The following is a 12,732-nucleotide window of genomic DNA, read 5'->3' on the forward strand; positions in this document are numbered from 1 at the left end:
TGGCGAACCGGTCTGACGGCACAAAACCCGGAATCGGAATAGAAAGAAAAAATTATACCTAGAATTATTCTGGTACTTGTTTGTCTCCCGTGACCCGGTCGCTTCCGCCGGTCAGTGAAGGAATCTTTACGGTAAATGCTCCCTTTCAGCAAAAGATTTACTCGATGATATGCATTCCCGTCAGTTCGGAAAAATGACGCAAGAGGATAACTTTTATTTCAGATAAATCGACCGGATGTCCTAATTCCTTTTCCATGGAAGTCACTCCTTTGTCGACAAATCCGCAAGGATGGATATAATTGAAATAATTCAGATCGGTATTCACATTTAAGGCAAAACCGTGCATCGTGACATATCTGGAACATTTCACACCGATGGCACAAATTTTACGGGCCCGGGGGGTATCCGGTTCGAGCCATACTCCGGTTGCTCCCGCCAAACGGAAGCCCTGAATACCGAAAGAGGCGATCGTGCGGATCACAACCTCTTCCAGCCGGTCTACATAATCTTTTACCCCTAACCCGAAACTCTCCAGATCGATCACCGGATAAACCACCAGTTGCCCAGGACCGTGAAAAGTAATATCTCCTCCCCGGTCGACTTTTATAAATTCGGCATGCTTAGCCCGAAGCTGTATCGCGCTGATCAGCATATTCGCTTCATTACCGCTTTTCCCCAAAGTATAAACAGGGTCGTGTTCTACAAAAAGCAAGTGGTTTTCGGGAATTTTATTCCCTGCCTTCTCCGCTTTCACTTTCTCCAGCAGCCGTTCCTGCAATTCCCAGACTTCCCGGTATCCTTTTTGTCCCAAATCTGCAAATACCGTCTTTTTCTTCTCTTCCATACCCTTGCCGGTTTTCACTTTTTGATATGTCTTTCCGCATGATAACTGGATCTGACCAACGGGCCGCTTTCTACAAAGGTAAATCCTTTCCTGAGCCCGATCTCTTTATACTCTTCAAACACTTCGGGCCGGATGTATTCTTTAACTTCGGTATTTTTAGCCGTAGGTTGCAGATATTGTCCGATCGTCATGACCTGACATCCAACATTTCTCAAATCATCCATGGTCTCGAGAATCTCTTCCCTGGTTTCACCTAACCCCAGCATAATTCCCGATTTAGCCACACACTGACTAGCAGCGATTTGTCCGATCACTTTCAAAGAAACTTCATAAGTTGCCCTACTCCGGACACTATCGGACAAACGTCTCACTGTCTCCAGATTATGCGATATCACTTCAGGTCCGGCATCGATAACCTGCTGTACCAAATCCGTCCGTCCCTGGAAATCAGGAATCAATACCTCCATCGTCGTATCCGGATTTTCTTTCCGGATAGCCCGGATCACCTTTACCCAATGCGAAGCACCCAAATCCTCCACATCGTCCCGATCGACCGAAGTGATCACTGCGTGCTTCAAACCGAGTAACCGAATCGACCGGGCTACATGTTCAGGTTCCTGAGGATCCAAAGGAGCAGGATGCCCTGTCGTCACATTACAAAACTTACAGGCCCGGGTACATATATTCCCCCCGATCATAAAAGTAGCCGTTCCGCACCCCCAGCACTCTCCCTGGTTAGGACACCTCCCGCTTGTACAAATCGTATTCAGATGATGCCCCCGGATCGTGTTCAGTACATCGACAGAAAGCTGTCCCATCGGCAATTTGATCTTCAACCATTCCGGTTTTCTTCTGGTATTTTCCATTTCTAAAGTAAATCGTATTCGATTGCAAAAATAAAAAAGAAAAACGTAAAAGCCGGGAGATACATAAAAAAAGAGCGCATATCCTTATGCGCTCTTCGCTAACTAACCCTTAAAACTGTGAATTAAAAATGTGGTTATTCCCGTTTAATACCACTTAGTTGTTGTCCATGATGGAATATTTTGTTGTTGTTTTCATTTATAAGATGCAACAACTAGAGATTGGTTGCGTCGGAAATATTATTTTTTTCAAAAATATTATCGACAGCTAAAAAAGAAAGGCAGTTATATACATATTTACCGGGACGTGACTTCCTGTTATACCCGGGTGAAAGATGTCCCGGTGACACCCCTCAAACCGGTATCCGTTACCTATGGGTATTTGAGTGTATTCAATAACTTGAAATGGGAACCTGTCGCTTATGCCGGACCTCGGGAAGGACGGTTCCTTTTTAAAGATGTCGGGTATAGAGTATTTATTACGTAACGATGGCAATAGTGTATATCCTGACCATCGGTATGAATTGAATTATCATGACGGCTCGGGATGGTGTTGCCACCGATCTGGCTCCCTTTCGCTTTACAGATCGGGTAGCGATGAAATCCTCTGCCTTGCCTGCAGTTGAATTGATTCCTGAGTGGGATAAGGCGATAGAGTCGGGACATAGCGGTGTCCGTTTAATTGAAATGCCTCTTCAGGCGAATATTTTCAGTTTGTATGTAGAGAGCGTAATTAAGTCGGGTAAATTGCTTTATCAGAAGCGAGCCTTTATGCGCCGTCGTCTGATAGTAGCCTGTCGTTGCTGTGGAGAGACTGATGTGTTTGTGAAACATTACCCCCGTCCCTTTGTTTCCTACTACCAGGCATTATGACGATGGGACGGTTGTATCATTTTATGGGTGCAGGGTGATCAGAGGGGAGATTGTCGCTATGATTCCTGTGGTAATCAATCCTATATAGATCGTGAGGCGGGTATGGGCGATCTCTTTCGGGTGTTCGATCAGATAACGGTTGTGTTCGTCGTATTTCAATAATCCGGCGATTTTCTTTTGGCGAAGGGTATAGCGTAGTAAATAATAGAAGATCAGCGCACCACTCAGCCCGACGAACATACCTGCCAATAAGTCGCCCGGGTAATGTACACCTAAATAGATGCGGGTATAACAATTCAGGACGGCCCAACATAGAATGAAAATACTTAACCAACGTTGTCTGAAGAAAAAAAGCAGGAAGAAGGCTAACCCGAAGGAATTGGAGGCATGACAGGAAGGGAACCCATAACTGCCTCCCCGTTTCCCGTTTACGATATGAACAAATTCGGATAAAGGATTGTTGAGATTCGAAGGACGCAAACGCTCGACTGCGGGACGTATCCAGGTGGCACATAGCTGATCGGCATAGGTGATGGTTAAAGCAATGGCGACGGCCGTGAGTAAAGTCACATATACATTAAAATTTTTACAGAGTATATAGAGGATCGTAGCGTACATCGGGATCCAGATAAATCTTCCGGTAAAAAGCCACATAAAACTATCCCAATAGGGAGAATGTAAGCCGTTCAGTGTTAACAACAGCTGTTGGTCTAATTGCTGTAAAGTTTCAAGCATAAGATTTGTTTTTTCATGTAAACGTACCCCGGAATATATAGTTCACTGAAAAAAGGAACGTTTAAATTGGTTGAAAGAATAGCTATCTCCGGCGTAAAGGTATTATTTTTCCCGAAATTTAAAGTAATAATTTTCAAAAGATTACGACTTTGACCTGCTCTCCTTATAGAAGTCGTTGAAAACCAAGTAAAAATGTTCGTTTTTGAGTTTATCAAAGTGTGTAAACTTTATGTGTTCGGTGCAGAAGATTTCATAAATAACTTACAAACTGAAAGCTTCTAAACGAAGAGTACCGTTCAACGGTTACAAAAGTTGTTGTAATTCAAGGAGATCAGAAATTGGGGTTGACTGTTTTAACTGGGAACAGTGGTTTTCCGGCCTAATCCCTGGGAATCGTGAACCAGAAAGTCGATCCTTTCTCCGGTTCCGATTCTACTCCGATTTTTCCGTTGAATTTGTCGATGATAGTAGAACAGATCGATAGGCCTAATCCTGTTCCCTGGATGAAATTGTTTAATTTGACAAAGCGACGGAAGACACTGGCTTGTTGATCTTTCGGAATACCGATTCCGGTATCTTCTACATAAAAGTAAATATCTTTTTCCCGGAGTCGGTAGCCGAAAAAAATGTGGCCTTGTCGGGTGAATTTCAACGCATTGTTCAGGAAATTAGAAATCACCTGATTGAGGCGTATACGGTCGATTTTGATTGCATACTCTTCAGCCTGTTCTGGTATGAATTTAATTTCGATACCGGTTTTGGCTTTTAGTTGAAAGACGGATTCGATTTCCTGAAAAAATTGATTCAGTTCCACTGTGTTTTCCGTAAAATCCATCACACCGGCTTCAATCTTGGAGATGTCCAAAATGTCGTTGATCAGTTGCAGCAAAAGGTCGTTGTTGACAGAGATAATCCGGGTATACTCGGCCTTATCTTCTTCGCTGAAGTCCATTTCGCTGGCCAGTAGATTTGAAAAACCGACAATGGCATTGAGCGGAGTTCTGATTTCGTGACTCATATTGGCAATAAAAGCGGATATCAACCGATCCGATTCTTCTGCTTTGGCTTTTGCCTGAATCAAATTCGCTTCGATCTTTTTCAGATTATCGATATCTGCACTCAGAAAGACCAGTTCGACTTGTTCGCCGGAAGCATGAGGATCACGAAGAGAGGCATGATATTTATACCAATGCCATTCGTTGTTCTGGCGGATGCGGACATGTCTGCCGAAAGTATGGGCTTGCCCCTGAGCAGCTTCGTCAATAAATTGTAATAATGCTGTCCGGTCTTCCGGATGCATATATCGGTAAGTATCGATCACTTGTGTGATATCCCGGGTGGTTTCTCCTAAATTGATAAACCACTGATCGGTAGCAAATCCCTGGCGAGTAGATACGTTCCATTGAGCTACTCCGATATGGGCCTGGATCGAAGCAAAACTGAAAAGTGATTCGAGTTCCGCTACCCGTCGTTTGGATTGGGTATTTCGTTTTTCACTGCGGAAATGTTCGATGCCTATACATAAAATTTGGGCCAGGGTTTGCAAATAGATTTTATCTTGCTGGCTGCAAGGGCGGACTTGCCGGACGTAGTCGACCCCGACATATCCCCACAATTGGTTGTTCACATGAAGGGGGGCGACGAACATAGAGATAATTCCTTGCTCCAGCAGGAGGTGGCGCTCTTTTTCAAATTTGATTTTTTGTGTCACGCGCAGGTCTTCGGTGATCAATAGCTTATCTTCCTGCATCTGACTATACAACCACGGAATATCCTCGTTGGGAATATGCTGAAGATATTCGATTTGAGGGGGGACCGTATCGGCACAAATTTCATATGTATTCTTGCTGGTATTGTGTTGCATATCGAACTCGAAAATATAAGCCCGGTCTGCTTCCAGTTCTTTCAACATCCTTTGCAGAATTTTTTCCACGGACTCCTTTTCATTTTTAGCTTCCAGGAAAACCCGTAAGGCTGCGGATAAATGTTCCTGGTTATTCATGGAAGTATCGATTTCACTTTGTGTTTTGTCCAATTTTTTCCGATAAAAAACAAATCGTAATGAAGTGAAAATGACCAGATAAATGAGAATACCACCCCCCAGGCTACCACCGCACAACAACAGGAGTGTCCGGTGTTTAGTCCAAAAGGTCGGAGGCCGATTATAGAAATAGAGCCGGGAGGTGTTACAATTGCCGATGTTTAAATGATTGGCTTCCAATAGAGTTTCATTGATATGTACACCGAGGGATTGAGTATTGCTCTGGAGGGGAATAGCTTTAGCCGGTACTCCGCCGAGAACCCGGAGGGCCAGCTCCGACAATAAAACCCCGTAATCGAAACTTTCAGCATAATATCCTCCGATATAATCGATATTGTTATTCCCCCAATCCGTGACAGAGAATACGGGAGTCGGAGCCAATTGGCAAATATTATGGTGTACTTTTTCATGATCGTATAAGTACCCCTCTGCATCCTGCATCCAGCCAGTCAGTAATATACCGGTATTCGGCGAAAGATGCTGCAAACGTTCATATAGCGTGTTGGTCGAAAGGAAACGGCCGTCCAGAAAAGTGAATTTCAGATCGGAAGGATATTCCTGAAGGTATTTTTTTACCAGAAGGGTAGAATAAATCCCGAAAAACTGGCAATCTCCGATAACGGCGATTTCTTGTAAATCAGGACGTAAAGCCTGCATGAGCTGTATGTTTTGCGGGATGTATATATCTTCGGTAATTCCGGTGGCATTATAAGATCGGCATAAATCTTGGGTAAGCTGAAAGTTATGGGCAGACAATCGGGTAGGGTGAAGGTATTCACTCAGGTCTAAACTATATTTTTTTACTCCGACTAGTAGAACATCTACATTTTTCCAGGAGTCCTGACGTGTATACCGATAGGCCATCCAGGCGGCATCCGCGATGAGGATAACCATTTTGGGGGGATGTAACCGATGATTGTTCAAAATGAAACGGGTACTTTGAATCCAGATTTCCGGTGAAGCAAACAAATCGGTATTTAAATATTCGCTATATACCGGGTAGGGGCAATCGTTTTTTTTTAATTCTTGACGGAATGAGGCCTCGAGCGTTTTTGCCCAGCTTGAATTACTATTGTATGAACTGATTAATAAAATATAATCTTCCCTTTCTCCTTTTACTTGAGTAGGTAAAATTATACCTGTAATTACAATCAGAATAACCAATAGGCTTTGCATGCCGTTCGTGTGTTTTTCCTCACAAAGATAGGTTTTTATTTCGAGTCTGATTATGATTTCCCGGAACTTTACATTATAAATCAACTAAGAAATCAATACCTTATAGAAAACTGTTCCGACCGGGTAACCCAGGTATCCGTCTGCCGATAGGATGACTTGTTCTGATGACACAAAAACCGAACTCGGAATAGAAAGAAAAAAATATACCTGCCTTTTACTGGAACAATAGAGAGAAAAATAAGTGGTTGATTATTCGTATGATATGATAATGGTGAATATTTTATTTCAAAAATAATCGAAAAATGGTAACCTCGGGTTGGTTTTGCCCGTAGAAGAGGGTGTAAATGATGATTGAATTTATGATTTTATTTTAGCTGTTATTTAGATTAAGATTATTTAGCACACACCACGAGGGAGAGGAAGCTTATCAACAAGCTGATTTTCGGAAAAGTTCTTTATATTTTGGAAAGTGATCTACGGGAATAATACACCACGCACATATACACCACACAGACGCACGCACATATAATAACATCTTTTCATTAATCCCACTATTTTCCGATATAAAGAATCTACGAAAATGTCTCCCTTTTTTTATTTTATTTACCTTTTACTTAAAACCTTTTATTTCCTGTTTGTTGTTTTTTCCTTAACTTTGCAAGTTATTTGTAAGGATTGAAAAAATGAAAGAATTTCAGGAAGAAGAGGGACAGATTGTCATTTACGGTGCACGTGAGCATAATCTGAAAAATATAGATTTGACTATTCCGCGGAATAGTCTGACTGTCATTACCGGATTGAGCGGGAGTGGGAAATCGTCTCTGGCTTTCGATACGATATATGCAGAAGGACAGCGTAGGTATATGGAGACTTTTTCGGCCTATGCCCGTCAGTTTCTGGGAGGGATGGAACGTCCGGACGTCGATAAAATTACAGGATTGAGTCCGGTTATTTCTATCGAACAAAAAACGACTAATAAGAATCCCCGTTCGACAGTAGGTACGACGACCGAAGTTTATGACTTTTTGCGTTTGCTTTTCGCACGTGCCGGCGAGGCTTATTCTTATGTTACAGGGAGCCGGATGGTGAAATATACGGATGAGAAGATCATCGAATTGATTCAGAAAGATTTCGCTGGAAAAAAGATTCTGCTTTTAGCACCGGTAGTGAAAGGACGGAAAGGAAATTACAAAGAGCTTTTCGAAAATTTACGGAAGAAAGGATTCATTTCGGCACGGGTAGACGGGGAGATCCGTGAAATCGGACTCGGTATGAGTGTGGATCGGTATAAAATCCATGATATCGAGATTGTGATCGATAAGATGATTGTCGACCATATCGATTTGAAACGCCTGAAAAGCTCGGTGGCTACTGCCATGAAAAACGGTAAAGGGGTGATGATGGTTAAACCGTTGGATCGTGGGGATATTAAATACTATAGCCGGCATCTGATGTGTCCGGATACCGGGATTTCTTACCGGGATCCTGCTCCTCATTCTTTCTCTTTTAATTCCCCTCACGGAGCTTGTCCCAAATGTAAAGGGTTGGGGTATGTGAATGCGGCCGATATCGATAAGATCATTCCTAATAATGCGCTTTCGATTTATGAAGGAGGGATCGAACCGCTGGGAAAATATAAAAATAGCATTCTTTTTTGGCAAATAGAGACGGTGTTGAAAAAACATGGCTATGAATTGCATACTCCGATCCGGGGGCTTTCGGAAGAGGCTTTGACGGATATCCTGTATGGTTATCCCGGACAAATCCGGTTAGAGAATACAGCTTTGGGTGTCTCTTCCAATTCGCTTTATAATTTCGAAGGTATTATCAAGTATGTCACTATGCAGGAGGAGAATAGCACTTCGAAAAAAGCGAATAAATGGGCCGAACAGTTTATTTCGGTTGTAAAATGTGACGTATGTAACGGGCAGCGCCTGAATCAGGAAGCTTTGAATTTCCGGATTGCCGGTAAAAATATTGCTGAACTGGCTTCTATGGAACTGAGCGATTTGTATGAATGGGTATGTACCACCGAAGCACAGCTCGAAGACAAACAACGGCAGATTGCCGGAGAGATATTTAAAGAAATCCGTACCCGGTTGAAGTTCCTTTTGGATGTGGGCTTGGAATACTTGTCTTTGAATCGTCAATCTATGACCTTGTCCGGCGGGGAATCGCAGCGGATACGTTTGGCTACTCAAATCGGTTCACAGTTGGTAAATGTGTTGTATATTCTGGATGAACCGAGTATCGGCTTGCACCAAAAAGACAACCGGCGGCTGATCCATTCCCTGCAACAATTGAGGGATAATGGAAATTCGGTGATCGTAGTGGAACATGACCGGGAGATGATGGAAAGTGCGGATTATATTGTCGATATGGGCCCAAAAGCCGGTAGGAAAGGGGGAGAAGTTACCGCTATCGGTACGATCGACGATATTAAAAAGAGCGATAGTCTGACAGCTCAATATCTGAATGGTACCAAAAAAATACAGATACCCGAAAAAAGAAGGGAAGGAAACGGAAAATTCCTGACCTTGAAAGGATGTACGGGGAATAACCTGAAAAAAGTAGATGTAAGCATTCCTTTAGGGATGTTGGTATGTGTGACGGGAGTCAGTGGAAGTGGCAAGTCGTCGTTGATCAACGGGACTTTGCATCCGATCCTGACCGAAAAGTTCTATCGCGCGATTACCTCGCCTCTTCCTTATAAAGCTATCGGGGGAATCGAACATATCGATAAAGTAGTGGTGGTGGATCAAAGTCCTTTGGGCCGTACCCCCCGTTCGAATCCGGCGACCTATACCGGTATCTTTACCGATATACGTAAGATTTTCGAGAAGTTGCCGGAAGCTCAGATTCGCGGATATGGAGCCGGACGTTTTTCATTCAATATTCCCGGCGGACGTTGTGAAGAGTGTAAGGGAGCCGGAGTGAAGACGATAGAGATGAATTTCCTGCCGGATGTGTATGTGCATTGTGAAGCTTGCGATGGAAAGAGATATAATAAAGAGACCCTGGAAGTGAGGTATCGCGGAAAATCGATCGGCGATGTGCTGAATATGACGATCAATCAGGCAGTCGAGTTTTTCGAAAATGTCTCTTTCTTGCAACAAAAGCTGAAGGTGCTTCAGGATGTGGGATTAGGCTATGTGAAACTGGGCCAGCAATGTACGACTTTGAGCGGTGGAGAATCACAACGAATCAAGTTGGCGGCTGAACTGGCAAAGAAAGATACCGGTAAGACACTTTATATTCTCGACGAACCGACAACGGGATTGCATTTCGAGGATATCAATATACTGTTGGAGGTTATACAGAAACTGGTGAATAAAGGAAATTCTGTCATCGTTATCGAGCATAACCTCGATGTTATTAAAGTGGCCGATTATCTGATCGACATGGGACCTGGAGGGGGGAAAGAAGGAGGAAAGATCGTGGCTACAGGTACACCCGAAGAGGTAGCTGAATGCAAAAAATCGGAGACCGGTAAATTTCTGCGGGAAGAGTTGAAAAGGTAAAAGGCTAAAGGCTATAAGCATATATTTCGAACTGCCTATAGCTTTTAGCTTATAGCCTTTTACTTTTTAAATGATTCCCAGTACGTTCAGGAGGATCAGGAATATACAGATAGGGGCTATATATTTGAGAATAAAAGTATAGAGCCGGAAGAAGCGGGTTTTCAAACTGCCGTTGTTGCTGATTTCACTGTAGAGGATGCTTTTATCCAGGTACCATCCGGCAAAGATACAAATCAGAATACCTCCCAAAGGAAGTAATATATTCGAACACAGATAATCACAGGCATCGAAAAGGCTCATTCCGAAAATTTGTACATGGCGGAGGGGTCCGAATGAGAGAGTATTGAAACTACCGATACAAGTGATGACCAGCGTGGCGATTACCGTAGCCCAGGGGCGTTTCAGTTTCTTTTCTTCAACAAGATAGGCTACCGGCACTTCCAGTAAAGATATGGCGGAAGTCAGGGCGGCGAAAGTGAGCAGGATGAAAAAAAGGATCGCCCAAATTTCACCTGCAGGCAGTCCCTGAAATACTTTGGGGAGAGTCAGGAAAACCAATCCCGGACCGGCTTGTGGATCGATATGAAAAGAAAATACGGCCGGCAGAATAGCGATACCCGCTAAAATGGCAACCAAGGTATCGGTGATAATTACTTTCAGGGAGATACCGGTCAGATTGTCGTTTTTAGGAATATAAGAAGCATAAGTCAGCAGAATACCCATCCCCACAGAAAGTGAGAAAAAAGCCTGACCTAAAGCGGATAAAATACTATCGGCGGTGAGCTCGGACAGTTTGGGAAAGAATAAGAATCTCAAGCCTTCTGCCGAACCGCTTAAAGTCATAGAATTAATACTCAACGCAATAATGATGATAAACAGTAGGGGCATCATCAGTTTGGAATACCTTTCTATCCCTTTTTGCACCCCTCCCATGATAATCGCTCCGGTAAGGAACATAAAACCGATATGCCAAAGGAGTGCTTTGTAAGGATGGGAAATGAAATTGGTGAAAATGGAATTTATATCTTCTGCACTTTGCCCGTGAAAGGAGTTACTTATCGACAACCACACATATTCGAGCGTCCAGCCGGAAACCGTTCCATAAAATGAAAGGATCAGAGTGGCTGCAATAATCGAGAGGAGACCGAACAAAAACCACTTCGTGCCCGGTGCCAATACGCGGAAAGTACCGAGTGCATTTTGTTGGGAACGACGTCCTAAAGAAAATTCGGCCAACATCACCGGTAAGCCTATGGCTATGGTAAAGAATATATAGACGAGTAAAAAAGCTCCTCCGCCGTTTGTACCTGCCACATAGGGAAATTTCCAGATATTTCCTAAACCGACTGCCGAACCTGCTAAAGCTGCTATAGCCCCGAATTTGGATTTAAAACCGATTCTATGGTTTGAATGGTGCATATCAGATCTATTTTTGACTGTAAAAATAAAACAATTCTTGTTCCCAGTTAACTTTGCAATAAAGTTTAACAGATTGAATAATAATGTTTTTGAATTCAATTTGATTTACTTTCAATTTGAAATTGAATTTTCTTATCATGTAACGATTCTGAAGTAGAAAAGTTGATGCGAGCTACTTTTCCGGTTAATAGTTGCAATGGTTGCAAAAGTTTCAGAAATTAAGCCTAACCGCTGCCGTGTTTTAGTCCAATTAATATTTCTTCGATAAAAAAATTGAAAACCACTTGTATGTTACTATGGAGTAACATATATTTGTGACTGAATGGTAACATATATAAAAACAGTAAGAAAATGAAAATAGAAAAAGACAGGGAAACTACAGAAAAGCGTTTGCTTACGGCAGTCGGTGAAATCATAGAGGAAAGCGGACTTGAGTCTTTAGGGGTAAATGCCGTAGCACAAAGGGCCGGAGTATCAAAGATGTTGATATACCGCTATTTCGGATCATTGGAAGATTTGATAGCCCAATATATCATACAGCGAGATTATTGGGTAAATATTCCGACAGAGATTCCCGGGAAGAATGAACTAAACGCATTTGTTAAAGATATGTTCCGGGAACAAATTCGGCAGTTAAGGGAGGATAAAATGCTGATACGCCTATACCGTTGGGAATTGTCTGTCAATAATCCGATAGTAGAACAAATAAGGCGGAAGCGAGAGGAAAACGGGATTAAATTGATTGAATTTATTAGTCGTATTTCCGGTGTTCCTTTTTCTCAAATTCAATTTTTGGCAACAATGATTAGTAGTTCTATTACCTATTTAGCAATGTTCGGGGATGTCGGAAAAGTTTATAATGGTTACGATTTTAAGACCGATGATAGTTGGGAACAGTTAGAAAAAGGAATTAATTTGATTGTTGATAAATGGATATGATATATAAAAAATATAATAAGTTTAGTAATCATGGTTTTAGGAAATATAAATATACATGCTCAAAATCCCGATTTCCTGTTTATGGTAGAGTATGCCATTAAAGCACCGTCAGGGCATAACACCCAACCGTGGCTTTTCAGGATCAACGAAAATAGCATCGAAATACATCCTAATTTTGACAGGGCGTTGCCTGTTGTTGATTTTGATAACCGAGAATTGTTTATCAGCTTGGGATGCGCTTTGGAAAACCTTTGTATAACCGCTTTAGAAAAAGGTTATGATTATGATGTTGAATTAACGAAGACGGGGATTATAACTGTT

The 12,732-nt window shown here is 42.4% G+C and carries 8 protein-coding genes and 1 pseudogene; 4 read left to right on the top strand and 5 right to left on the bottom strand.

Annotation, left to right across the window (positions count from 1 at the left end):
- Positions 1–157: 157 nt before the first annotated feature.
- Both lipB and lipA read right to left on the bottom strand, forming a co-directional pair.
- Positions 158–844, bottom strand: coding sequence for a lipoyl(octanoyl) transferase LipB (gene lipB, locus WS34_RS05080; RefSeq protein ID WP_013611155.1), 687 nt, complete (start codon positions 842–844; stop codon positions 158–160).
- A 14-nt stretch (positions 845–858) separates the two neighbouring features.
- Entirely contained in the window at positions 859–1,710 is an 852-nt protein-coding gene (gene lipA / locus WS34_RS05085) for a lipoyl synthase (protein ID WP_013611154.1), read from the bottom strand.
- A 531-nt stretch (positions 1,711–2,241) separates the two neighbouring features.
- Here lipA and WS34_RS05095 point away from each other — a divergent pair.
- Positions 2,242–2,580, top strand: coding sequence for a hypothetical protein (locus WS34_RS05095; RefSeq protein ID WP_046403537.1), 339 nt, complete (start codon positions 2,242–2,244; stop codon positions 2,578–2,580).
- Positions 2,581–2,601: 21 nt separating this feature from the next.
- Here the strand turns inward: WS34_RS05095 and WS34_RS05100 are convergent, their stop codons facing one another.
- On the bottom strand, positions 2,602–3,315 hold the full coding sequence (locus WS34_RS05100; RefSeq protein ID WP_022159954.1) for a phosphatase PAP2 family protein: 714 nt from the start codon (positions 3,313–3,315) through the stop codon (positions 2,602–2,604).
- 379 nt (positions 3,316–3,694) lie between these two features.
- Positions 3,695–6,532: an ATP-binding protein gene (locus WS34_RS15430; protein WP_286693634.1), complete on the bottom strand. Its 2,838-nt coding sequence runs from the start codon at positions 6,530–6,532 to the stop codon at positions 3,695–3,697.
- Between the two features lie 683 nt (positions 6,533–7,215).
- Here WS34_RS15430 and uvrA point away from each other — a divergent pair.
- Entirely contained in the window at positions 7,216–10,053 is a 2,838-nt protein-coding gene (uvrA, locus tag WS34_RS05110) for an excinuclease ABC subunit UvrA (protein ID WP_046403539.1), read from the top strand.
- A gap of 66 nt (positions 10,054–10,119) precedes the next feature.
- Here uvrA and WS34_RS05115 read toward each other — a convergent pair whose 3' ends face one another.
- Positions 10,120–11,472: a sodium-dependent transporter gene (locus WS34_RS05115; protein WP_041556379.1), complete on the bottom strand. Its 1,353-nt coding sequence runs from the start codon at positions 11,470–11,472 to the stop codon at positions 10,120–10,122.
- A 351-nt stretch (positions 11,473–11,823) separates the two neighbouring features.
- Here WS34_RS05115 and WS34_RS05120 point away from each other — a divergent pair, with 351 nt between their 5' ends.
- Together WS34_RS05120 and WS34_RS05125 are read left to right on the top strand one after the other, a co-directional pair.
- Positions 11,824–12,411: a TetR/AcrR family transcriptional regulator gene (locus WS34_RS05120; RefSeq protein ID WP_046403541.1), complete on the top strand. Its 588-nt coding sequence runs from the start codon at positions 11,824–11,826 to the stop codon at positions 12,409–12,411.
- Positions 12,412–12,441: 30 nt separating this feature from the next.
- Positions 12,442–12,732 (top strand): annotated as a pseudogene (locus tag WS34_RS05125) (Acg family FMN-binding oxidoreductase); the annotation flags it as partial.

This window comes from Odoribacter sp. N15.MGS-14, from assembly GCF_000980245.1.
Taxonomy (GTDB): domain Bacteria; phylum Bacteroidota; class Bacteroidia; order Bacteroidales; family Marinifilaceae; genus Odoribacter; species Odoribacter splanchnicus.

Bases quoted from the DNA above. Each gene is read 5' to 3' on its own strand.
- lipB (WP_013611155.1), bottom strand. From the start codon at position 844: ATGGAAGAGAAGAAAAAGACGGTATTTGCAGATTTGGGACAAAAAGGA.
- lipA (WP_013611154.1), bottom strand. From the start codon at position 1,710: ATGGAAAATACCAGAAGAAAACCGGAATGGTTGAAGATCAAATTGCCG.
- WS34_RS05095 (WP_046403537.1), top strand. From the start codon at position 2,242: ATGACGGCTCGGGATGGTGTTGCCACCGATCTGGCTCCCTTTCGCTTT.
- WS34_RS05100 (WP_022159954.1), bottom strand. From the start codon at position 3,315: ATGCTTGAAACTTTACAGCAATTAGACCAACAGCTGTTGTTAACACTG.
- WS34_RS15430 (WP_286693634.1), bottom strand. From the start codon at position 6,532: ATGCAAAGCCTATTGGTTATTCTGATTGTAATTACAGGTATAATTTTA.
- uvrA (WP_046403539.1), top strand. From the start codon at position 7,216: ATGAAAGAATTTCAGGAAGAAGAGGGACAGATTGTCATTTACGGTGCA.
- WS34_RS05115 (WP_041556379.1), bottom strand. From the start codon at position 11,472: ATGCACCATTCAAACCATAGAATCGGTTTTAAATCCAAATTCGGGGCT.
- WS34_RS05120 (WP_046403541.1), top strand. From the start codon at position 11,824: ATGAAAATAGAAAAAGACAGGGAAACTACAGAAAAGCGTTTGCTTACG.